The sequence below is a fragment of the Enterococcus avium genome (genome assembly GCF_002891025.1).
In the GTDB taxonomy this organism is placed as follows: Bacteria; Bacillota; Bacilli; order Lactobacillales; family Enterococcaceae; genus Enterococcus_A; species Enterococcus_A avium.
Window position 1 is genome coordinate 196,869 of record NZ_NBSL01000003.1, and the last position, 21,851, is coordinate 218,719.

At 41.4% G+C, this 21,851-nt stretch carries 22 protein-coding genes; 4 read left to right on the top strand and 18 right to left on the bottom strand.

The genetic code is table 11. From position 1 onward, the window contains the following. Positions 1 to 26: 26 nt before the first annotated feature. From AUF14_RS16615 to orr, 8 genes are read right to left on the bottom strand one after another with little or no spacing between them, the layout of a single operon-like run. Complete coding sequence (locus AUF14_RS16615) at positions 27 to 1,424, bottom strand: GlmL-related ornithine degradation protein (RefSeq protein ID WP_102866193.1); 1,398 nt, start codon at positions 1,422 to 1,424, stop codon at positions 27 to 29. Then, complete coding sequence (gene oraE, locus AUF14_RS16620) at positions 1,424 to 3,649, bottom strand: D-ornithine 4,5-aminomutase subunit OraE (RefSeq protein ID WP_102866194.1); 2,226 nt, start codon at positions 3,647 to 3,649, stop codon at positions 1,424 to 1,426. Before oraE ends, AUF14_RS16615 begins: the two co-directional genes overlap by 1 nt. 1 nt (position 3,650) lies before the next feature. Continuing rightward, positions 3,651 to 4,010 (bottom strand): ornithine aminomutase subunit alpha, encoded by a 360-nt coding sequence (locus tag AUF14_RS16625; protein ID WP_049218866.1) that lies wholly within the window; start codon positions 4,008 to 4,010, stop codon positions 3,651 to 3,653. A 12-nt stretch (positions 4,011 to 4,022) separates the two neighbouring features. After that, positions 4,023 to 5,423, bottom strand: coding sequence for a 2-amino-4-oxopentanoate thiolase subunit OrtB (gene ortB, locus AUF14_RS16630; RefSeq protein WP_102866195.1), 1,401 nt, complete (start codon positions 5,421 to 5,423; stop codon positions 4,023 to 4,025). Continuing rightward, positions 5,423 to 5,722, bottom strand: a complete 300-nt coding sequence (ortA, locus tag AUF14_RS16635; protein WP_048720903.1) for a 2-amino-4-oxopentanoate thiolase subunit OrtA — start codon at positions 5,720 to 5,722, stop codon at positions 5,423 to 5,425. Before ortA ends, ortB begins: the two co-directional genes overlap by 1 nt. A gap of 22 nt (positions 5,723 to 5,744) precedes the next feature. Beyond that, complete coding sequence (gene ord, locus AUF14_RS16640) at positions 5,745 to 6,800, bottom strand: 2,4-diaminopentanoate dehydrogenase (protein WP_048720905.1); 1,056 nt, start codon at positions 6,798 to 6,800, stop codon at positions 5,745 to 5,747. Between the two features lie 24 nt (positions 6,801 to 6,824). Next, positions 6,825 to 8,249: an amino acid permease gene (locus AUF14_RS16645; protein WP_102866196.1), complete on the bottom strand. Its 1,425-nt coding sequence runs from the start codon at positions 8,247 to 8,249 to the stop codon at positions 6,825 to 6,827. 13 nt (positions 8,250 to 8,262) lie between these two features. Further along, positions 8,263 to 9,339 carry an ornithine racemase Orr gene (orr, locus tag AUF14_RS16650; RefSeq protein WP_102866197.1) on the bottom strand — a complete coding sequence of 359 codons (1,077 nt, stop codon included), beginning with the start codon at positions 9,337 to 9,339 and terminating at the stop codon, positions 8,263 to 8,265. A gap of 247 nt (positions 9,340 to 9,586) precedes the next feature. On the opposite strand from orr, the gene AUF14_RS16655 reads away from it, so the two are divergent. The 4 genes from AUF14_RS16655 (at position 9,587) to AUF14_RS16670 (ending at position 12,273) form a co-directional block, all read left to right on the top strand. Next, on the top strand, positions 9,587 to 10,156 hold the full coding sequence (locus tag AUF14_RS16655) for a cob(I)yrinic acid a,c-diamide adenosyltransferase (protein WP_102866198.1): 570 nt from the start codon (positions 9,587 to 9,589) through the stop codon (positions 10,154 to 10,156). A 195-nt stretch (positions 10,157 to 10,351) separates the two neighbouring features. Then, the gene (locus tag AUF14_RS16660; protein WP_102866199.1) at positions 10,352 to 10,759 is read left to right on the top strand and encodes a DUF4430 domain-containing protein; all 408 of its coding nucleotides are present in this window, start codon (positions 10,352 to 10,354) and stop codon (positions 10,757 to 10,759) included. Then, a complete protein-coding gene (locus tag AUF14_RS16665) occupies positions 10,707 to 11,306 on the top strand; it encodes an ECF transporter S component (RefSeq protein ID WP_102866200.1) in 600 nt (199 codons plus the stop codon). Before AUF14_RS16660 ends, AUF14_RS16665 begins: the two co-directional genes overlap by 53 nt. Before the next feature lie 85 nt (positions 11,307 to 11,391). After that, positions 11,392 to 12,273: a PocR ligand-binding domain-containing protein gene (locus AUF14_RS16670; protein ID WP_102866201.1), complete on the top strand. Its 882-nt coding sequence runs from the start codon at positions 11,392 to 11,394 to the stop codon at positions 12,271 to 12,273. A 229-nt stretch (positions 12,274 to 12,502) separates the two neighbouring features. Here the strand turns inward: AUF14_RS16670 and AUF14_RS16675 are convergent, their stop codons facing one another. The 10 genes from AUF14_RS16675 to AUF14_RS16720 all read right to left on the bottom strand — a co-directional run bounded on the left by AUF14_RS16675 (position 12,503) and on the right by AUF14_RS16720 (position 21,754). After that, positions 12,503 to 13,333 carry a phosphoenolpyruvate hydrolase family protein gene (locus tag AUF14_RS16675; RefSeq protein ID WP_016179024.1) on the bottom strand — a complete coding sequence of 277 codons (831 nt, stop codon included), beginning with the start codon at positions 13,331 to 13,333 and terminating at the stop codon, positions 12,503 to 12,505. A gap of 3 nt (positions 13,334 to 13,336) precedes the next feature. Beyond that, positions 13,337 to 14,554 (bottom strand): Tm-1-like ATP-binding domain-containing protein, encoded by a 1,218-nt coding sequence (locus AUF14_RS16680; RefSeq protein ID WP_102866202.1) that lies wholly within the window; start codon positions 14,552 to 14,554, stop codon positions 13,337 to 13,339. A 100-nt stretch (positions 14,555 to 14,654) separates the two neighbouring features. Next, positions 14,655 to 15,845 carry a phosphoenolpyruvate hydrolase family protein gene (locus tag AUF14_RS16685; RefSeq protein ID WP_102866203.1) on the bottom strand — a complete coding sequence of 397 codons (1,191 nt, stop codon included), beginning with the start codon at positions 15,843 to 15,845 and terminating at the stop codon, positions 14,655 to 14,657. A 215-nt stretch (positions 15,846 to 16,060) separates the two neighbouring features. Then, positions 16,061 to 17,008: a sugar-binding transcriptional regulator gene (locus AUF14_RS16690; RefSeq protein ID WP_102866204.1), complete on the bottom strand. Its 948-nt coding sequence runs from the start codon at positions 17,006 to 17,008 to the stop codon at positions 16,061 to 16,063. 49 nt (positions 17,009 to 17,057) lie between these two features. Then, positions 17,058 to 18,014 (bottom strand): sugar-binding transcriptional regulator, encoded by a 957-nt coding sequence (locus AUF14_RS16695; RefSeq protein WP_102866205.1) that lies wholly within the window; start codon positions 18,012 to 18,014, stop codon positions 17,058 to 17,060. Positions 18,015 to 18,065: 51 nt separating this feature from the next. Further along, positions 18,066 to 18,419, bottom strand: a complete 354-nt coding sequence (locus tag AUF14_RS16700; protein ID WP_102866206.1) for a PTS glucitol/sorbitol transporter subunit IIA — start codon at positions 18,417 to 18,419, stop codon at positions 18,066 to 18,068. A 25-nt stretch (positions 18,420 to 18,444) separates the two neighbouring features. Continuing rightward, positions 18,445 to 19,464, bottom strand: a complete 1,020-nt coding sequence (gene srlE / locus AUF14_RS16705; RefSeq protein ID WP_016179018.1) for a PTS glucitol/sorbitol transporter subunit IIB — start codon at positions 19,462 to 19,464, stop codon at positions 18,445 to 18,447. 33 nt (positions 19,465 to 19,497) lie between these two features. After that, on the bottom strand, positions 19,498 to 20,031 hold the full coding sequence (gene srlA, locus AUF14_RS16710; RefSeq protein WP_016179017.1) for a PTS glucitol/sorbitol transporter subunit IIC: 534 nt from the start codon (positions 20,029 to 20,031) through the stop codon (positions 19,498 to 19,500). Between the two features lie 18 nt (positions 20,032 to 20,049). Further along, the gene (locus AUF14_RS16715) at positions 20,050 to 20,439 is read right to left on the bottom strand and encodes a transcriptional regulator GutM (RefSeq protein WP_016179016.1); all 390 of its coding nucleotides are present in this window, start codon (positions 20,437 to 20,439) and stop codon (positions 20,050 to 20,052) included. A gap of 70 nt (positions 20,440 to 20,509) precedes the next feature. Beyond that, positions 20,510 to 21,754, bottom strand: a complete 1,245-nt coding sequence (locus AUF14_RS16720; RefSeq protein WP_016179015.1) for an NAD(P)H-dependent oxidoreductase — start codon at positions 21,752 to 21,754, stop codon at positions 20,510 to 20,512. Positions 21,755 to 21,851: the final 97 nt, after the last annotated feature.

Genomic DNA, 21,851 nt, shown 5'->3' on the forward strand with positions numbered 1-21,851 from the left:
TACCATCATTTTAGCATAGAAGCTTCTTATTGAGAAGCAGCAGCACTAGAAATTAACTCCTCATTGAACAGTGGATAGCCTAATGAAGCTTCTAGTAGCTTCAAGGCTTCATCGGGATATTTACAGGCTAATACTCCCAATGAGGACATAATATAATCATGATCAATCAAAACTTTCGGAATACCTGTCGGCAGCAATTTTGTATCCGAATCTTCTTTGCGAATGTTCTTCAAAATGTCTGAACCATTCTTCAATCGTGTCAATGCGCCTCCGGTTCCAATGACATAGCGAATATTCGACAGATCCTTCCCTTGGGCTAACGTGTCTCTTCCAGAAGGCCCATAAACATAGCGCAGAGCACCAACATGCCGATCTACCGCCGTCTTCACGGCTACTTCGGTCAATCGTTCGATAAATGCTCTTTCTTCTTTATTCTTAGGAATCGAGTGATACTCCTGACGCAGCTTTTCCAGATGATGTCCTTCTTTGACAAGCTGCTCTTCACCAACAATCTCGATGACATGCTCCATATTGACAAACATACCCAAATCGCCTTCAACCGTTCTTTTGGCTACTGGCTCAGGAGCAACTTGAATTTTTGAAATAGCGTCGGTTCCCTCGGTGACAGAATAGACATCTGTTGTTGCGCCACCCACATCGACGACCAAGACATCACCGATTTTTTCATAGATTAGCTGGCTTAAATTCATTACCGCTGCAGGAGTTGGTGTAATGGTTTCATTTACCAAATCGTGAATATGCTCCATTCCGGGCGCATGGATGATATGCTTTTCAAAGGCATTTTGAATCACCCTGCGTGTCGGCTCGACATTCAACTCGTCAATCTTAGGAAAAACATTTTCAACAATGTACAGCTCCTGTTGACTATTTTCAAAAATCAGTTTGATCTCTTCATTGTTTTCAACATTACCCGCATAAATCACGGGAATCGAAATACCTAAATCAACGATTTTTTCTGCATTGTCTAATGCCGTTTCACGTTCGCCATAATCAACGCCGCCTGCAATCAAAATAATATTTGGCGAAGCATCCGCAATCTTTTTCATGTCTGTTCGCCGTAATTTTCCAGCGGTCACCATATGGACAATTGCTCCTGCTCCCAGCGCCGCTTCTTTAGCCGCACGTGCAGTCATATCAAAGACCAACCCATGAACAGTCATTTTTAGCCCGCCGGCCGCACTGGATGTGGCAAACATCTCGTCATAGGATAAATGATCCACCTCCAGCTGTTCCTGCAGATCCTTGATGCTGTTCTCTAGACCGATTCGAACATCACCCTCTAACACCGTTGTTGCAGCCTGTCCTTGTCCTAAAAAGACAGGCTGCGCTCCGTGGATACCTTGAAAAGCATTAACCACGGTTGTCGTGGACCCGATCTCTGCTACTAAGATATCAATTTTCATTAGACTTCTTCTCTTTCCATTTCTTTCCTGCGCTCTACTAACGCTGTTGCGACATTTGCTCCATTACTTCCCCGACCAAAGCCAGCGTCCATTCCATTTTCAACAGCGATCTCTGGAATAACTTGGGTTCCTCCAGCCATGATCATGATTTTTTCACGAACGCCTTTTTCAATTGCTAATTCGTGAATCCGTTTCATGTTGCGATAATGAATATCATCATGACTGATAATCGTTGAAGCTAGAATTGCGTCGGCGTTTAATTCGATCGCCGCATCCACTAATTTTTCGACTGGTACACTCGTTCCTAAGTAATGGACTTCCATTCCGTATTTTTCGATTCCGCCGTGTTTGATGTCGATGATTTCGCGCAATCCTACAGAATGTTCATCTTCGCCTACTGTTCCTGCGACAATTACCATTTTTTTGCGTTTTACTTCTTCGCGAATTTCATCGTCCGACAATGTTTTTGGTTCTTCAGGAATGACTAAAGTGGCTTTATCAATCGTAAATGGTACCCGGCCTTTTAGCTCAATTCGTGTTCCTTCGGCGGCCTGCATCACTTCCTTATTGATCACTTCGCAATCGACCAGCCCCATCTTCTTCCCAATTTCTAGCGCCGCAAATTCTGCCACGCGTTTTGATTCTGGAAGCATCATTGTTAGTAGGATAATCCCATCGCCCTGCCATTCTGCTTCTGGTTTGATCAATTCCTTTTCTCGAAGCTCTTTGTTTTCTTCTAAACGAACATTGACGTTGTCATTTTCATCCAGTTCGTCGATAAAAATAATTTTCTCCGGTTTTTCAAAAGTAGAGCCGCCAATTAGACTCGCAGGATCATCTACCGCGCCTTCATCGTATTGAGCGACGTTGTTATAACCGTAATGAGCGGTAACGGGCGCTAAATAATCTTCATCTCGTTCATAAACTGTATTTTCTCCAACACCGCCATTAATTTTGCGAGAAATTCCGTCCTCATTTCGCTCTGGATAATTTCCAGAATCCACGAAGAAAGCATCTTCAACTGCTTGGAAGTAGCCGCCTGCTTCAATGATTCCTTCAAAGAACAGGACCGCTCTTTCTTTGATTTCACGAGCTGTTTCTCGTAACGGGCCATCATCAAGCAGCTTCACCATATCGCCAAAGCCATCTAAACCTTGGAAAACCTGTTTCGCGGTATCGACGGCTTCGATATTGTAGATATGCCAAGGAACATTTCGACCCTCGTCTGGCGTAATAGTTGATTGGATATCGGCACTGGTCAATTTTGAGATCAATAGATTCAATACATGGGTCACCGTAGCTTCACGTGTTGAGGCCTCCATGTATTTTGTATTCTGCTGCGCACGCATCCGATAGTCGCTGAAAAATTCCCGCAAAGCAACAGCATACGGCAAATCTAGGTACATTGATGGTGCTGGTGGTGCCGTTGGTGGAACGGTGGACAAGCAGATGTCTGATTTTTCCATTCCGACTTTATGGGAGAAGATCGAATTAATCGCGTGCTGGACCATCAGCTCAGGCATAACCTTCCAGGCTTCGCGTGCCGTAGCATTCGCGTTATGCGCCCCGTCAATTTGGGCTATTCCTGCCCAAGCCATCACCTTTTTCGATTCACAGGCATCGACAAACGAACGGATCATATTAATATTGCGATACAATACATTGTATTGCGGATCTTGGTGAGCGCCGTTGACTCCTTCTTCGGCGAACATTACCGCAACCTCTGGACCAGCGATTCCTGAAACGTAGCTATGATAATTAATTGGACGGCCTACTTCGTCTTCGATCGCATCCAACGCTTTTCTTTGCGCTCGAACTTGTTTTCGCGTAATTGGAATACCGCCGATTCCTTGCGGTGTGCCCTCAATCAGCCCTTCAAAATGGGACTGGCCTGCCGTACGAATCACCATCAGATGATCAGCACCATGCCATGCGGCCATCCGCATTCTGCGAATATCATCTTCAAAACGACCTGAAGCTATTTCCGTTGTAATTGAAGAGGTTCCTTGAGGATCAATATTGTCAAAATATTTTGCAGACGGTAAGGGAACATATTTTTTTAAGGATTCCGCCATGTCATGGTATTCAAAGCTGTGCATCTTGTAGCGTGGAACTGGGGTACGCCATGACCAGCCGCGGCGTCTTGGACGATAATTGACTAAATCATCCAAAATTTCGTGTATATCTAACTTTTTATTTTCATCAAGCTTCATCTCTTTTGACATCTTAGTTTGCCTCCTTGAAGATACGATCTACTTGTTCCCAAAGTTCGCCATCGGCTAGTTTTAATCCGGCATCTCGAACGCTCATACCATTTTCTTTGGCGATACGATAAACGATGTGTCCGGCTCCTTTACCCATCAGCTCATGGGACAGCACACGTTTAACAATTTCTGTTGCTTCAATTGATGAGAAGCCCATTCTTAATAAGACGGAACGTTCAATTGACGGCGAGGTATATTTTTTCCCCATCTCTAGCATCGGTTCAACGACCTCTTCTGCTAGTTGCCAAAAACGTGCTTTCAATTCCTCATCGCTTAAATCAGCTAAATGCTTTCTCGCATCCTCAAATTTTATATTTTCCAATTCCGTCACCTCTTAGTTCAAATTTTTAATGATTTGTTGGACCTGCTCAACAGTTCCATTGATCTCTTCTGCCAAGTACTTCAGTTCAACTTCAGATAATGGCTGATCAGTCGTTTTCAGTACATTCTTCACCAGCGATTGCTTCAGGTAAGCCAAATCAATGTCGTTCACTGAGATTTTTTCCGGTGAAGAAGGTAAGATTATCGATTTCCCTGGGATCTCCTCTGCTGGATCGCCAAAGCGAACATCGATCCCATTTTCTCGTGCAAAGGATAGCTGCGGCTGAACACTCTTGCCAGCGCCGGTATATTCCGTTTCCTGAACTAAAATAATTTGATCCTCCCGCATCTCTTGCGCCAAGACAAAGGCGGCAGCTAAGGACGTATTTCCTGCAGGACCCTTTTCTAATCCTTCCAAGTTGGCTAAAGCTTCGGTGATAAAGAACACTTCACCCTGACGAATTTTCACGTAACGATCCATGTAACGCAGTGGACGCGCGGCCGAGCGCGGAACATCTGAACGATCTGGTGAAGTCGTAAAAGGTACACCAAAGCCGGTATGGCCAGTCGTAAATGATTTCCGATTAAAGTCTACGTCTGATGCCATGTGCAATCCCTGCAAATCGACACTAGCGCCAACAATTTTCGTCTCTGTATTTCCCGCTTTGCGCATTCCCCGAGCAGTACCAGTCAAGTTTCCGCCGCCCGCATTTGTAGCCACAACGATGTCTGGCTGCTGACCAAGCTGGTTAAACTGCTGGACGATTTCATAGCCTAATGTCTCAACACCTGCGATTCCAAAGGGTGTATATAAGGAAGCATTGAAGAAGCCGGTTTTTTCAATTAGTTTTAGGAATTGATAAAATAATTCCGGTCCAACTGTCAGCTGGACAACCTCCGCTCCTAAAGCTTCACATTTACGAGCCTTTTCAACGATTTCTGGCTGTCCGACACCCTTTGAATCAAAGCATTCCTGAACAACAATACACTTCAAGCCGAGTTTTGCGGCATGACAAGCGACTGCTGCACCGTAGTTTCCGCTAGTTGCGGTCACCACACCTTCGTAGCCTAATTTCTTGGCATGATACACCGAGATGGCCGCGCGTCGATCCTTGAAGCTTCCTGAAGCATTAGCCGCTTCATCCTTTACAAAAATCCGCGCACCGTTTCCTTGTGGCGCATATTTTCTGGCGAGCTTGGTTAAATTCTTCAGCTCGACAATTGGCGTATTCCCCACACCTAACGAGCGTTGAATCTCAATCATTTCCTCCATCGAATAGGCAGCCTCTGACATCATTTTTTCGTAATCAAAGGCTACACCTTCTAGCTCAAATTCTTCATAATTGATTTGCAATGAGGCCTCCATCAGCTCTCCGCGACGTGCCATGACGGCTTGATAACTGTCGTCTCTCACTAATCTGCACCTCCAAATAATTCTTTTCTCAGCATCTGATCAATCTCGACGATTTCTGGGACAAAATTTCCGAAGCTGTGATTAAATGTCGGATCAACCTGTACCAATCGCCCAGTTTCCATCCGACCGGTGACGGTTTTGATCGTTACTTCTTCTCCGATATTGCCATCCTCTTGTAAAAAACCCTTGACCCACATTTCAAGCGGGACTTTTTTGGTGCTATCTGGTACTTGCGGTGCCCGTTCATTCGTCTTTAACACAACTGAATGAATCTGCACCCAACTTCCGCTTTTTATCATCTTTTCTACCCTTTCCTGTCTCTTAAACGATTTTTGCCTCTTCATGGATTTGATCTCTAAAATCTCCTAAAATCGCATGAGGAATCGGCAAGTCAATCATGCTGACTAAGCCTGGACGCGCATTGATTGTTTGAGGAATCATATTGACACACATGGCGATCGTTCCAACTCCGCCTTCAATTTCTGGTGAATTCACTAGATTAACCTGAGGATTTCCGTCAATAATGACATAATCTCCCGTTTGGACCCCTACCTGCTCTGGTTCGATCTGTTGCGGATGATCCATGGCGATCAGCTCTTTGCCGTCCTTGATTCCGCTTGCCTTCATGGAAACACCGGCAACCGCGCCTGCTTTTGCTTCGCCGTATGGAGCCACACGATCAACATCCGTTACGATCGCATCCATGGATTGTTTAACAGTATCAAGCTCGACGCCCAAAGCCTTGGCAATCATTAGCATCGATTCTGGGAAGCCGACGTGACCCGCTAAGGTGCCATCTTTCTTCCCTTGTTCAAATTCTTCTACAGAAATACCGATTCCTTGCTCCTCCATTACCGCTTTTCCAAATGGAGAGAGGGAATTTACACGACGAGAAGTGATATGTTTGATATCCTCGCAAGCCCCCGTCATTACCAGTACCAATACATCCATAATCAAACCCGGGTTAATGCCTGTTCCCAGAATTGACACCCCATTTTCTTTGGCTAATTTATCTAATTGCTCTGCTAACGCTGGATTTTGTGCCATTGGAAAGGCCATTTCCTCAGCGCTGGTGATGACATTGATCTTGTTTTCGACGATTTTTTTAATTTTATCGAAGGCCTTTACTGTAAAGGAATCTGTACATAGCAGAACAATATCCGCTGCTTTTTCTGTAATCGCATCCTCTGCCGTACTAATTTTTATATTTTCATTGTTAGGAAATTCCTCTCCCAACACTTCAAAGATTGGTTTTCCGATCTTATCGCCGATATCAATCGCGCCAACAACATCGACACCCTTTTTCTTCATTAGCATTTTTGCCATGCCGCTTCCCATGGCACCCATTCCCCAAATAATGACTTTTACGTTTTTCAAGTTGAATCCTCCTAAGTAATTTTTTTATTCTACTGATGATTTGTCTGGTGCTTCTTCTTTGTTCTTTCTTTTCATTCCTGCCCATGTGGTGCTTCCAACAAACAAGGCAATAAAGACCGGTGCGCCTGTTGTCAGCGCGCCTCGCTGAGTCGGATCAAGGAGCATCCCTGTAGCCACTAAAATACATAAGATGACTAACAAAATTGGGACGACTGGAAACAGTGGAATCTTAAATTTCAAATCTGCCACTGTATTGCCTTTCGCTAAAAAGGCCTTTCGGTGCTTCAAAGCGCAGACTCCGGTAATCGAATAAACCACCAATTCTGCTGCTCCGATAAACGATGTCAAAAATAAATACACAACATCTGGCGAAATGAAGCTTGATGCCACCGCAAAAACGGCGAAAATCATCGTCACGATCAAGGCATTGATCGGCACTTTGCGTTTATTCACTGTTTTTACGAAACTAGGAGCCTGTTCAAAATGCCCCATTGACCATAGAGTACGAACGGCAGCGAAAACATGGGCGTTCGCTGAAGACAGTGCCGAGGTAACGACAACCAGGTTCACGATCATTTCTGCTGAAGAAATACCAAGCTTTCCAAATACGTAGGCAAACGGGCTGCCCATCAAGTCCGCTTCACGCCAAGGCAGAACCGCAACTAGAACAAACAATGTCAAGGCGTAGCTGATAATGATACTTAAAGAGCTGATCTTGATTGCTCGAGGCAGATTCTTTTCGGGATTTTCACTTTCACCGGCAGCTGTCGCAAACATATCTGCGCCGCTATAAGCAAAAACCGCAGTCATCATCGACATCATGATTGGACGAAAGCCTGTCGGAAATAGTCCGCCGTCATTGGTGTAGTTCGCTAAGCCCACACCATTTCCACCAACACCTAAAATCATCCCTAAACCAACCAGCACGAAAACAACGATTAGGATCACTTTGATACTGCTGAAGAAGAACGAAGAGGAACCATACTCTTCATTGGAGCGTGAATTTAAGAAAAATAGCAGCAGTCCAAAGCCGATGATCCAGACAATTGATGGTACCTGCGGAATAATATTTTTCATAATAATCGCTGAAGCCACAATCTGTGTTGGAACAGTAACCGCTAGCTGCAGCCATTTTACCCATCCAACAGTAAAGCCTGCGCCATAGCCTAAAAACTGGGTCGCATAGGCCTGAACATTACCGGCAACAGGCATTTGTACCAGCATTTCTCCCATACTTAACATCATGAGAACCATGATCAGCGCCCCAAAGGCATAGGCTATAAAGGTTCCACCGGGACCAGATTGCTGGACAACATAGCCAGTTCCCAGAAACAATCCTGTTCCAATCGTTCCGCCTACGCTCAACATCGCAACGTGATGAATCTTCATCCCTCGCTTTAACGAAGCTGAATCTGTTGATTGGTTCTCCTGCTGTTCTTTGAGTGACATTCTTTTTCCTCCTTTAATTTATGAACTCTTTTTTGATGTATTTGCTCGTAAATGTGCTTAATACCGATCCATAGGAGACTGAAAATTCAATCTCATCTCCCACCTGATACTCTCTCTCACTCTGTGTTAGATCTAACAGCAGATGATCGGAGCTGGCTCCTAAGATTTCGATTTGCGAATCCTTCGGCGTAATATCATCCAATGCAATATCCTGTTGGCCAATCGCCACTATGCCCCGCAACATCTTTCCCTTATCAACGTAGTGAGGCTTTTTACCAAAGGCATCCACGCCAATCTCGCCAATCGGATAGGAGGGCTTTTGCTTTACTTCGACAATTTCTGTCACCAAAGTAAAGACGTCTTGATGCATTACTTGATAATCGGCGCCATAAGCCGTTTCTCTTCCTAATACAAAGCTTTCACCAATTCTCAAATTATTGATCCCGCTAGGAAGCTGATCCTCTGGTGAATCCAGCAGATACAGTGAGCTAGAATTGCCGCCAGAAATCATCTCTAAAGACAAATCAAACCGTTCCTTGATTTCTTCTTGGATAGCGACCAAATTTCCAAGATTTTTCGAACTAGGTATGATGGCACCGTAGCAGGTCAAATTCACCGCTAGACCATAAACTTGAATGTTTTTCAGCTTCATGACTTCGCGAATACAGTCAAACAGCTCTTCCTTCTCGAAAAAGCCTTCCCGCAAATCACCCAGGTCTACCATTAAGACAATTTTATGCAGCTTCTTTTGCTTTTGTGCCTCACAATCAAGCAGCTGGATCGTTTTTAACTCCGAATTAAAACTAATATCCGCGTATTGGATCACTTCAGGAACTTCACTGATCATCGGTATCCGAATCAAAATCTTCTGCTTTTTTGAGTGGGAATAGCTCATTAAATTTTCAATGCGGGAATCTCCAAAATAAATAATGTCAGTAAATTCTTCATATAAAGCAATAATTTGTGAATGCGCATTGAATACTTTTGTTACGGCCGTGATCGTTAAGTCATGTTCTTTTAATTTCGCTACAATAAATGAAATGTTCTCTCTTAACTTTGTCCGATCAACAACGATTCTCGGATTTTTCATAGCATTCGTCCTTCCATGTTATTATGAAGCGCTTTCAACAATATGATACTTTTTCTTCTCTATGGGAAATTCACAAACTTGCATAGTTACTATTCGAAAATTGATTATTTTGAATCTTTTTTTGAAATATTTAAAAAGAAATAAAAATTGGCATACTAAACATTCGTATTTGGCATTTCTTTTCTTGTACTAATCTGTTACTTTATTTGTATGCGTTTCCAATAATTTAGAGAAAGGTTTTGTTGCAATGAAAGTTTATACTCGTAGCGGTGATAAAGGAAAAACCAGTGCAATCGGGCGGCCTCGTCTTATGAAAGACTCTCCCCGTATTGAAGCCTATGGAGAAGTCGACGAACTAAACTCACTCATTGGTTTAATCATTAGCCAAGATGAAATCAAGCAAGAAGCCTTCAGTAAGCTGGCAACGGAACTGACTGAAATTCAACACTTATTGTTTGATGTCGGAACAGATTTAGCAAATATAGATGGGGAGCTTCCCCTTCGCATCACAGAAAAGCCAACAAAATGGCTGGAGCTGCAAATTGATTGGTACACTGATAAGACCCCAGCAATCGAAAAATTTATTTTGCCTGGCGGAAACGCCTTGGCTTCATGGTTGCATTATGCTCGCGCGGTTTGTCGTAAAGTTGAACGCCGCATTGTCACCCTGATGGAACAAGAAGAAATCAACACTCACGCTTATGTTTTTGTTAATCGTCTATCGGATTATTTGTTTGTGACAGCTCGTTATGCCAACACCTTGAAAAATAAAGAGGAAGTATTTTATCGCAACAGTGATCGTGTTTTTAAAAACTAAATAGATTTCAATCAGCTATTAGGAAAAAGGTGAAATTCCTTTACAGCCCCTTTCTACTGTAAATGCTTTAGGCAAAGTCAGACACTAATCCTGATTGATAAAAACAAGCAATATCAGGGTCGTTTGTTTCAATCATTTTAGACACCCTTATATTTTGGGGTGTCTTTATTTTTTTACAAAAGGAGATAGATAATTATGAAGAAAAAAATTTGTTTTTTTGTATTAGCAATAGGTCTTGTGCTATTTAGCGGCTGCACAACAAAAGAAGCTGATTCGACAGCTAGTTCAACGCCGAAAGAAACGATCTCCAGCAGTCAAGAAACAGAGATTAAGGCGACCATTACCTTATTGGATGGAGAAAAGGAATTATCGAAAAAAGACGTAACTTTCAATAAGGGAGAAAAACTATTTGATGTACTCAAGAACAATTATGCGATTGAGGATAAGGATGGAATGATTACTTCCATTGATGGGCAAGCTCAAGACGATAAAAACAATAAATATTGGGTATTTACAAAAAACGATGAGCAAGTAAATTCTGGAGCAAAGGATGTTGTTCTACAGGAAGGTGATCGTGTGGTGTTCAAGCTTGAACAATTCTAATAGTAAGACAGCTGTCTTCTTTTCACTTGGAGTAAGAGAGTTAAGCCTGCTGTCAATGATGATCGCTTTATGTGTGGTTAGCCGGACCTTCTTCCAATTTATCGTAAATGTCCAGCCAGTAACTGCTATTCTTTTAATCATCACCATTTATTGGGGAAGCTATCAAGGGCTTTTAGTCAGTATTTTTTCCATTTTGATCACAAATTTCTACATGGGAATGGGCGTCTGGACAATTGCGCAAATTATTACCTACAGTTTGATTATTTTTTTAACCAGTGTATTAAAAATGAGCCCTACCTTTAAAAATAGTCTGTTATTGCAGGCCATTTATGCCGGTATTTCAGGAATTCTCTTTGGCTTTTTTATTTCCGCAATACAGGCGCCGTTTTTCGGCATTTCGGCCTTCCTCCCCTATTACTTGGCGGGGCTTCCGACTGACTTTATGCATGGATTTGGGAATATTGTCTTTTATCTTTTGCTGGCGCCTATTTTAAGGAGACTGTTGACGCAACACTTAAGAAAGTGGCAGAAGGATAGTAGTAAATAGAATATCTGTTTGATCTATCGACGAAGCATAACTTTTACAATCAATTGATCTAATTATTTTTTCAATAAAGAATGGAGGTAATAAAATGGAGACAAACAGCTCGTTGGATTTTTTCAACACCCTGCAAGCATTTTCTGCTGCAACCAATTTTTCCTTAGTCGTTGTTAACAGACAAGGACAGGTCATTTCTGATTTTTCTAGTTTCTCAACTTTTTGCCAAAAAGTGCGTTCAAAGCCCGCATTCCAATCACGCTGTCAACAATGTCATGCTATTGGCGAACTGAAAGCATATCAAGATAAGAAGGTTTGTATGTATCGTTGTCATGCTGGGCTTGTCAATGTCTCATTACCTATTATTCTAAATAATCACTTGATGGGAGCTATTTCTTTTGGACAGATAGACCTAAAGGAGGACGAGGAAAATCAAATTCCTCAACTACAGCCGACGAGTACTCGTTGGCAATTTTATCCCGACTTACGACAGGCAAGAACACGAAAAACAGTGACTAAAACTCAGCTTGAAGCTGCTGCATCGTTACTCGAAACAATCATCAATTATCAATTTAAAGCGATCGATCCGCATGACCAAATGAAATTTACGCTTCCCACACTAGAAATAGAAAAACAAGCTGTGAATGGTCCAAAAAAAGCAGAAATTTCTAAAGCGATCACTTACATAAACAAAAATTTCACCTCTGACTTAACGATTAAGGATGTCGCGGATCATGTCTATTTAAGTCCGTTCCATTTTAGTCGCGTATTCAAAAAGGAAATCCAGGTTCCCTTCAACACCTATTTAAACCAACGAAGAGTGAAACAAGCAAAAATTCTTTTAACTCATTCAGACCTAAGCGTAAACGCCATCTCAAAGGAAATTGGCTTTTCACAAACGAGCTATTTTTGCAAAATCTTCCGTTCCTTCGTGGGTACAACACCTGCTAGGTATCGAAAAAAAATAATCAGTTAGAACGAGTGTAAATATTTAAATCTAAAACTCAAATTTCAACAAAAACTAAAGGAACAGGAACTATCAGCTTGATAGAAGCCTGTTCCTTCATTTTAAAAAAAATCAGCGGTTGGTAATTGATAAAGCAAGGTTGTCGTAAAAATAGCCCAATCACCATAAATGATTGGGCTCTCAGAAAATAAATTAGATTAGTTTATCTATTAATATTTCTAAATTCTCATGAATTAATTTAACTTTTTATTCCTTTAAATGCCGCTGTTTGTTCCCGAATCCCCTTTTCTGCTGCAAAACGTTCAATACTTGAGGCACCAAAGAATCCATCGATTCCTTTTGTTTTCTCAATAACATATTTTGCATCTTCAGGTTCAGCGATTGGTCCGCCGTGACAAATGACCATTATTTCAGGATTAACTTCTCTGCCTGCTTCAATAATTGCTTCAATTTTTTCTACACAATCATCCAAAGTTAAGGCTGTTTTGGCACCGATCGTTCCTTTTGTTGTTAATCCCATGTGAGCAACTAAGATATCGGCTCCTGCTTCTGCCATTTTTCTGGCTTGCTCTGGATCAAATACATAAGGTGTTGTTAGCATATCTAACTCGTGAGCTTTCTTGATCATCTCTACTTCTAAATCATAACCCATGCCTGTTTCCTCTAGATTTTGTCTAAAGACACCATCAATTAAGCCCACAGTTGGAAAATTTTGTACGCCATTGAAGCCCTGATCTTTTAGTTGTTTAAGATAAATTTCCATTACACGGAATGGATCTGTTCCGCAGACACCGGCTAGGACAGGTGTTTCTTTCACTACAGGTAAAACTTCTTGTCCCATTTCCACGACAATTTGGTTCGCATCGCCGTAAGAAAGAAGTCCGGCTAATGAACCTCTTCCAGCCATTCGATAGCGTCCAGAATTGTAAATGATCAACATATCAGCTCCGCCGGCTTCACTGCTTTTAGCTGTGATTCCTGTGCCTGCGCCTACTCCTACTAAAATATCTCCTTGTTTTACTTTTCTTTTAAAATCTGCAACGATCTCTTTTCTTGTTTGCTTATTCATGATTCATTTCCCCTTTTCATTCATTAAGTTGATTAATTGCTGCGCTGAAAATTCAGCGAACGCCTTATCATTGATTGCTTGATCCTTTTCAATTAATTTGACACTTTCATTAGTTAAATGCTTCTTAATTGAATCAATCAACGCTTTATCTGCTTCAGGACAATAAAACGGTCCATCCTTTACATCAATGGCTGAAAATCCGCCATTCGGAATAACTAGAATGGTCTCTGACTTAGCTAAATTTAGCTTGCTTGCGATAATCTTACCTAATTTTTCATTTTCTTCGACAGTCGTTCTCATCAATGTTACAGTCGGATTGTGTTTGTAAAAATTTCTATTTTTGAATTGATCAGGAACCGTGTCAAAGGGCCCAAAATTGACCATATCCATCGCTCCAAGTGAAACAACTTGTGGTATTTTTGCCAATGAAGCAGCCTCTAGTCTATGTTCTCCAGCATTTAGGATTCCTCCGACCAACTCATCTGCCCATTCTGTCGTTGTCAAATCAAGCACACCTGTGAAATATCCATCCGAAACTAGTGATTCCATCGTTCGACCACCAATTCCAGTTGCATGAAATACTAGAACTTCATAGCCGTTTTTTTCAAGATACTCTCGCGCAAAATTAACAGCCGGTGTGGTAACGCCAAACATAGTAGCCGCAACCAATGGATGCTCGTCCTCTTTAGTTTCAAATCGATAATTCAACAACCCAGCCATTGCAGAAACGGCATTTCCAAAAATTCGCTTCGATATCTTATTTAGCCCTGATACATCGACAATCGAAGGCATCATCATGATGTCACTGGTGCCAACATAAACACTAGTATCTCCCGAAGCCACTGTTGAAACGATCAACTTGGGAATACCAATCGGCAACTGTCTCATCCCAGGAGCAACTAACGAGGTCCCGCCAGTCCCTCCAAAAGAAAGAACACCATCAAACAATCCTTTTGCAAATAATTTTGGAAGTAAACGCTTTAACCCTCTCGATAAAACCTCCGTTGCATAAGCTCGATCATTACGTTTACGGATTGACGCAATGTCTTCATCGGCTTCTGCAGCAATCTCAGCTACATCAACATCTGGAACAAAAGCTGACTCGAATACACCAGTGTGAATAGTGAATACGTTCAAATCAAGTTTTTCTAGAAGCTCTTTGATGTACTGATACTCTGTACCTTTTGAATCAAAAGTTCCTACTAAAGCAACAGTTTTCAATTATTTCTACCTCCTTATTCATTCAATAGTTAACTGCTTACAACTTGATTATAGGTAGCAAAGCCAGCATTGAAAACGTTTTATCATTCGCATAAATAGTTTATATATTAGATTTTCTGTATTTTTTTGGTGACTGCTTCATATATTTTTTAAAGATCTTATTAAACTGAGCATAGTCCGAATACCCCACACTATTCGCAATTTCTATTAATCTTAGATTCGTTGAATTCATTAACTCAATGGCTTTATTCAGTCGAAATTTAATTAAATACTCGGTAAAGCTAATACCTACTTTTCTTTTAAATAGATCACTTAAATAGCTAGGCGACAAGTTTGTGAAATCAGCCAAGTCACTCATATAGATAGTCGTTGAATAATTCTCACTGATATATTTTTTTACGAAGTCAACATAATCATAATACTTTTCAATTCCCTCCAAAATTTGAATGGTCAGATTATCATGTTGCGTGTGAGTAGCATCTTTAAAAGACTTAATCTGGGAAGATAAAATTTGTTCGGAATTAATTCTTTCAAAGGTTGATCCGCCGATATATCCTTTTATCTCTGGAAATTTATTGTATACGTAACGAATTTCTATCAAATCATTAATGGGTCCGCCGTAAATCATAATAATGCTAGTTGATTTAAGCTCTTTCAGTTTAAGACAAATATCTTGAATAGTACTAAGCATATTTTCAAAGGATCTCATTTTTTTTGCACCTAAATTACCGCCTTCAGTTAAGCCAAGATGGATACAAATAATTTCTGGATTCACTCGATCTATCTGCTCAGCTTCATTAATATTAGTGACAAATCCCATGGTAAATAGACCAGCTTTTTTGGCTTTACCAATAAACGCTACCTCTTGAGAAAAGGTTATCTGCTCTTCTTCTAGTGCTTCTCTAAACTTCCCATCAATCAAACTGATTGTTGGATAGTTAACGATTCCTGCAAAATTACATTCTTTAATTTGATGGATTAGTTCACTCGAGTCTAGTAATGGATCTGTTGCATTTACACCAAATAAGACCGGAGAATTCCCTAGGATTGGCAATAATTCTTTTGTGGAGAAATCCATAACTAATTCATTACTATTTGCAAATGGCAAATACCCGCCTAATGAACTTCGGCCCATTTGTCTAAATTTTCCAGAATTCAAGGCTAATATTAAATCTGCTCCACCTTTTTTCGCATTAATTGCACTCATTCCGGTGGCCGTTGCAACACCTAAAAGGAACTTCCCATCATAAATTTGTCGATTTAGCTTATTTAAAACAGCTTCTCTTTTCATAACCAGTCACACTTTCACTCATTATTTTCCCTGCAACGCAAGTATACGTTAACAATCGAAAAAGGTTAAATTTTCTCAGTATTTCTCAACAAAAATAGGAGCTGACCCAAAAGTCTTATAGACTTTCGGATCAGCTCACATTCACGAATAAACAGCGACTAATAAGTAGCGTCTTATGAGTCGATCTCTTCCTATTTTAGGTGAATAAACGAGCATCAAACGTTAACCAATTCTCTCCCCGTCTTCTCATCAGTAATCAACACATTGATCAATTGCCCGTTCAAAGCTGCTTTGATCCCGCTGAGCTTCTTATGACCGCCTGAAACGCCTATTCGAGAGGGGATTTTTTTTAGCTTGTTTAGCTCAATCGAGACGACTCGATCGTTCCAGCTGCATTTCGCTGCTTTTCCAGCATGATCAATAAAATTGTAGCAAATATCACCGGCGATTTTTTCCTGTGAGTATTCTGGATCATTGTCGATTTGTTCGGGTAAATAGGCATTAGTCAAGGTAGAAAATTCAGGCGTCCCACCGATTCCTACTAGCGCGACATCCGCTGCTTCAGCTGCATCCAAAACTTTTTTGATAAAGGATTGCTTCATTAAGACCTGTTTGGCCTCGATATCATCTAAGGTGATTGGCGCGTGCAATTCAACTGAACGCCCGCCAGAATTAGTAGCCAGCAGTTCACAGACACGGTTTGATTGGATCGTAAGGTGTTCTGTTCCCAGACCTCCGACTAATGGAATAAACTTCACATTTGGCAATTGATGCTGTTTAGAAAAATTTTCTGCTGCCTCATGAACGGTGGTACCTGATGAAACGGCCACGACATCATGAGATTTTAGAATCCTGGATAAGTATTTCGCGGCAGCCAGTCCTAAAACTTTGCCTTGAAAGTGCTGATCGGTGGATTCCACGCAGACAACTTCTTCTAGTCCGTACATTTCTTTTAGCTGCTCTTCCAGCTCTCTATAGGGTCCCGCAAACTGATCATTGATCGTAAATTCAATGATTCCTTCGTTTCTGGCTTTAGCCAAAAACTTTGAAACCAATGATCGGCTGATGTTCATTTTTTGGGCAATTTCTTCTTGTGTTTTGTTTTGTTCGTAATACAATGAGGTTATTTCTACCAATAGCCTTTTGTCGTCAGCTAGACTCATTTGCTTCCCCTTTCATTCCAGTAAAATGGTGCCAGATAATCTCATCGGCTTACGTCTGATTTTTTCTAGCCAGTAAATACTCGGCTAATCCGTCCGTAAGTGTGATACAGTTAATGATTTTTGATTCAACCGCGGTGAACAAAACATCTTTTTTCTCATCCTCAAAACAAATGGCACAGACCTTTTCAATCTTGCGAATATCATGTAAATTAATGCCAATGACATTCTCATTGATGCGACAACACACTTCATTGCCCTCACTGTCAAAAAAGCGTGAGTTAACATCGCCAACGACCTTCGCTTCGGCTAAATCGGCAATATCCTTTTGATCAATGTAGCCGATTTCTGTCATCGTGTTGCTTTTAGAAAATGGCGTGGCGATCCCGACTAAAGCAAAATCTACCTTTTTCCCGTCTTCAAGGACATCCTTGACCGTCACATTTTCAACGAGGTTTTTCTTAATGTCCCTGCTATCTACCAAAGCAGGAACGTATAGGTATTTACATTTTGCCCGCATTTTTCTGGATAGGTCATGGGCGATCTGATTCGAGTGAACCTCCACTTTATCTGATCCCATCCCGCCAATCAGCGGAATAATCGTGGACTCAGGCTGGTTCACATAAGGATATTCATCAACTAATCTGCGCAGGACCTTCCCCCAAGAAACACCGATTCTACGAGCCTTGGCAATGTCCTTGCGAAATGCCGCGATGGCTGTTTGAACAATCAATTTTTCAATTTCTTGTTTTTCCAAGTAGCTCGTATCCAAAACCGCCACCCGTTTGAGCCCAAAAGCCTTCTGTAATTTGAGCTCCAACTGAACTGAATAGGCACTTGAGCTGTTAATGTTAATCTCGACAATTCCCTTACTTCTGGCGTCAACTAAGTATTTTGAAACCAATTGCCGCGAAATTCCTAATTGCTTAGCGATATCTGATTGCTTCATCTCTTCTTTGTAATACATCGTTGCCACTCTAACCAAGTCACGATCAGCCAGAATATCCATATGATAACCTCCTGTACAAAAAACCTCCCCATCAAAAGAGGGAGGTTTTTGTTAAATAAATGCTATTTCATCCCCAACGTTAATGGTTGGAAATTCTCCCGGACTAACAATAATCGCCCCAGGCAGAATTTCCCCAATTTCATTGCGGAAATAAATCGAAACATGACCCAATTCATCAAAATTCGGATTCGCCTGAGATCCAACTTCTTCTATAGTATACACTTTTTCTCCGACTTTCAATTTTCCACCGACTTGAATTGAATTTTCTGGCTGTTCTTGAACCTCATGTATTACCGAGATGTCTCGTAATTCAGGCGTTGCCTTTGGTCCGAAAAGAATAATCAAACGTTCCTCCTCAAACGCCGGCACCATTGAACCGATTTCTACAATTCTTGTTTTTACCATGTTCGTTTCCTCCAATTCTTATCGATTAATACATTCCGAAGCTAGCAAAATAAGCCAGAATAACTGCCGTAAAGCCTGTCAGCATTCTACTATATAGAATCGCTGGAACACCGACTTGAACGGTCTCAGGTTTTGCTTCACCTAGGGACAAGCCTACAGGAATAAAGTCACAACCAACATGGGCGTTGATGGCAAAAAGAGCCGGTAGCGCATATTGAACAGGGATCGAGCCATTCGCGATTTGTGTCCCAATCAATACCCCGATTACTTGAGAAATGACAGCACCTGGTCCTAAAATCGGCGATAAAATTGGAATACTACAGATTAAGGCTAAAACAATCATCCCTGGAAGCGAACCCGCTAGAGGCGACAGCACTTTGGCAATCAAATCACCAATCCCGGTATAGTTGATAATCCCGATCATCATACTAATAAAGGCCATAAATGGAATGATATTTTTCAAGAGCATATCCACCGCGTCACGGCCGGATTGATAGAATACCCCCATAACGCCGCCTATGCCGCGTGAAAATCTTACTAAAAAGCCATCCTTCTTCGCATTTTCCTTAGCGTGCTCTTCTTTGGCCTTGGCATATTTCTCTTCAAATTTTTCTTCTGACTCCGCAGGTTTTTCTTCTGCTACGGTCGCTTCAGCAGCCGCTTGAGGTGCAGCCTGCTCGTCAGTAAGCTTAATGCTTTCAGGCTTTACCCCTGATACAAAAATATCTTCGGTAATATGCTTGGCTAAAGGTCCTGATGGTGATGATGGTAAAATATCGACAGTCGGAATGCGCTTCATCGGATAAACGCCGATTCTTGCTGTCCCGCCGCAGTCAATGACCGCACAAAGCATTTCATCTTCCGGCACTTGATTTTTGAAGCCGTCCCAAGCCTCAGCGCCAGTAAGATCCGCGATTCTCTGAGCCACCGGATGAATCCCGCCGCCTGTTACTGACACAACCTTATTCTTTTTATCTGATGGTGTAAGGGTGAAGCCCACACCCCAGCCATTATTTCCTGGTTCTACAAAAACTGATTTATACATTTGTTTCCCTCCCATTTAGAGTACGCTTCGTTTTTACGCATTCGCACGTTTTGACTCTTTTGCGATCAAGAACTTCGTCAGCCGTTCAGTGACAATTCCTCTAAATAAAATCACTACTACCCCTACCAAGAAATAGCGTACAGCTAAACTTGACTGACTGTAGCCAGCTTTCATGACCCCGTTGGCAATCCCTAGGTAAACAAAGAGCTCACCAGCATTGGCATAAGGGAAAAGTCCCGTAACTGGATGTAAAAACGAAACAACCGAATCATAAAACGCAGGTTTTTCTTCTTCATTAACGAACTTTCCAAATGTATAGGCCATCGGATTTGTTAACATCATTACGGATAAAATCGGCATAATCGAGTAGCGAAGAAGCATATATTTTGAACAATAGCGGATTGCACGGTCTACTCGATCCTGACCAATAAAGGCGATGACTGAATAAGTGAATGTCAATAATACGATAAGTAAAGGAACAATCCCTGTCATGAATCCCATAAATTGTTCCCCACCAGCTTCAAATAAGCCAATAAAATTTTTACCAAACCATTCAATATACTTCATTAATGTTCCTCCTAATTATTAATTACCAGTAACCGTTTCCATCTTTCTGGAATAAACATTGGCAAGAGTAGCCTCTACTGGAGATAAGCGAGCCTTTTTAGCCTTTTCCTCAGAGAACCCTTTCAATGAAACGCCTCGGTAACTCGTATCTTCCTTAAAGCGAGCAAATACGGTAAAGCCTCTGCATACATGACAACTGACAATCCTTCCCTCTGAATCAACGACTACCGCAACAATGGTCTTTAACAGCTTGCCCTTTGAAACATCCGTGTAAAACTCATAGGAAGAGTTCTCTTTGTACTCATCTGTGATACTAGCAATAAATTTCTGATAGTATTTCACTTGAATAATGCTCGTAAAGCTTTGCGCGATCATTAATAGGAAAAGAATTATCAATAGAATCTGCATACTATTACCCTCATTTCTTAAGGACCAGATAGAGCAGCGGCTCTATCTGCGTCCTAAATCGTTTTCACTTTTAAGCGAATGTCTCATCCTGCAGCTTGCGTAATTTGTAAACGGTGGTTGATTCGTCTAACTCAACATCGTCCATCGTTAAGAACGCGCCATCTTTGATATCTTTCTTAGCAACCGCACCAGCAATCAAACCGATTGGAATGTTTGCATTTTTCTTCATGTCTTCATGGGTTTCTAAGACACCGCGGACACAGAAGCCGCCGATCCCGTCAATTTTTTCACCTGCTTTGATGTCCTTCTTCGCTACACAGACTGTTTCAGAAACCGGTGCGCCCATTGGAACGATCGCTGTATCTTGTTCCAAAACAGCACGAGCAATAGTGATCGGTGTTTCTAACGAACATAAGTGGAATGGGCGATATAAGATATGATGATCACGATCGCCTTTCTTCATCAAGTAGTTCATTTCATGGGCAACGCCTTCATTTTGTCCTTTTACGATACAAAAGATCCCTGGTGCAATGCCGTCAACATATTCAACAACGCCAAACTTGCTTAAAATTCCGCCGTTTTCTTTTAAATCTAGATTTTTAACAGTGCCGTCTAAATCTGCTGAAATACCATGCATCCCAACAACATCAGGAACAAAGCCCATCGCATTTGATAAAAGGTTCATCTCACCCATTGTCTTCGTGCCATCTTGGAATGACGCTAGAATTTTAGGACTCATCACCTGTGCTTTGGCTTTTTCAGCAGCCGTATCAGGATTAGCATGAACCATCAGCTTATTATTTTTCCCTTTACCAGCAACTAATACTTCCATCCCCATGCTTTTAGCAAATTCATACATTTGCATCGTTGCAGCAGGTTCGTCTCCGTCTGAACCCGTATAAATCAAGTCTGTCGCATCGTACATTTTCTTCATCAATGGTCCAATTGTGATGTCAATTTCAACATTCAGTAAAACTAAGTGCTTTTTAGCCATCAAGGATTCTAATGAAATTTGCGCTCCAGCTTCTGGTACGCCTGTCGCATCAACAATGATTTCAACTTTGTCAGAATGAATGATGTCTTTAAAATTCTCGCTAATCAGAATGTCGACTTTTTTATCAGCGCTTGCATTGTAAGCCTCCGCTGCACGATTCGCCGCGTCTAAATTAATGTCGCTAATACCTGCGACGATCATCCCTGGAATAGTCGAAATTTGCGAAATCATTCCGAACCCCATTTGTCCTGCACCAATTACTCCAACTTTGATTGGAGCACCATTTTTTTCTCGTTCTAATAACTTACCATATAACGTCATTTTGAACCCTCCACCTCTTTTGTCATATGCCAATGTATTTGGCAAATGTTTAACAGTTCCCAGTATAACATCGAAAAAGTGTTTGTCAACGCTTTCC

What these genes read in the sequence shown, in the direction of transcription:
- AUF14_RS16615 (WP_102866193.1), bottom strand. Translation starts at nt 1,424, where the DNA reads ATGAAAATTGATATCTTAGTAGCAGAGATCGGGTCCACGACAACCGTG.
- oraE (WP_102866194.1), bottom strand. Translation starts at nt 3,649, where the DNA reads ATGTCAAAAGAGATGAAGCTTGATGAAAATAAAAAGTTAGATATACAC.
- ortA (WP_048720903.1), bottom strand. Translation starts at nt 5,722, where the DNA reads ATGATAAAAAGCGGAAGTTGGGTGCAGATTCATTCAGTTGTGTTAAAG.
- AUF14_RS16645 (WP_102866196.1), bottom strand. Translation starts at nt 8,249, where the DNA reads ATGTCACTCAAAGAACAGCAGGAGAACCAATCAACAGATTCAGCTTCG.
- orr (WP_102866197.1), bottom strand. Translation starts at nt 9,339, where the DNA reads ATGAAAAATCCGAGAATCGTTGTTGATCGGACAAAGTTAAGAGAGAAC.
- AUF14_RS16655 (WP_102866198.1), top strand. Translation starts at nt 9,587, where the DNA reads ATGAAAGTTTATACTCGTAGCGGTGATAAAGGAAAAACCAGTGCAATC.
- AUF14_RS16660 (WP_102866199.1), top strand. Translation starts at nt 10,352, where the DNA reads ATGAAGAAAAAAATTTGTTTTTTTGTATTAGCAATAGGTCTTGTGCTA.
- AUF14_RS16665 (WP_102866200.1), top strand. Translation starts at nt 10,707, where the DNA reads ATGTTGTTCTACAGGAAGGTGATCGTGTGGTGTTCAAGCTTGAACAAT.
- AUF14_RS16670 (WP_102866201.1), top strand. Translation starts at nt 11,392, where the DNA reads ATGGAGACAAACAGCTCGTTGGATTTTTTCAACACCCTGCAAGCATTT.
- AUF14_RS16675 (WP_016179024.1), bottom strand. Translation starts at nt 13,333, where the DNA reads ATGAATAAGCAAACAAGAAAAGAGATCGTTGCAGATTTTAAAAGAAAA.
- AUF14_RS16685 (WP_102866203.1), bottom strand. Translation starts at nt 15,845, where the DNA reads ATGAAAAGAGAAGCTGTTTTAAATAAGCTAAATCGACAAATTTATGAT.
- AUF14_RS16690 (WP_102866204.1), bottom strand. Translation starts at nt 17,008, where the DNA reads ATGAGTCTAGCTGACGACAAAAGGCTATTGGTAGAAATAACCTCATTG.
- AUF14_RS16695 (WP_102866205.1), bottom strand. Translation starts at nt 18,014, where the DNA reads ATGGATATTCTGGCTGATCGTGACTTGGTTAGAGTGGCAACGATGTAT.
- AUF14_RS16700 (WP_102866206.1), bottom strand. Translation starts at nt 18,419, where the DNA reads ATGGTAAAAACAAGAATTGTAGAAATCGGTTCAATGGTGCCGGCGTTT.
- srlE (WP_016179018.1), bottom strand. Translation starts at nt 19,464, where the DNA reads ATGTATAAATCAGTTTTTGTAGAACCAGGAAATAATGGCTGGGGTGTG.
- srlA (WP_016179017.1), bottom strand. Translation starts at nt 20,031, where the DNA reads ATGAAGTATATTGAATGGTTTGGTAAAAATTTTATTGGCTTATTTGAA.
- AUF14_RS16715 (WP_016179016.1), bottom strand. Translation starts at nt 20,439, where the DNA reads ATGCAGATTCTATTGATAATTCTTTTCCTATTAATGATCGCGCAAAGC.
- AUF14_RS16720 (WP_016179015.1), bottom strand. Translation starts at nt 21,754, where the DNA reads ATGACGTTATATGGTAAGTTATTAGAACGAGAAAAAAATGGTGCTCCA.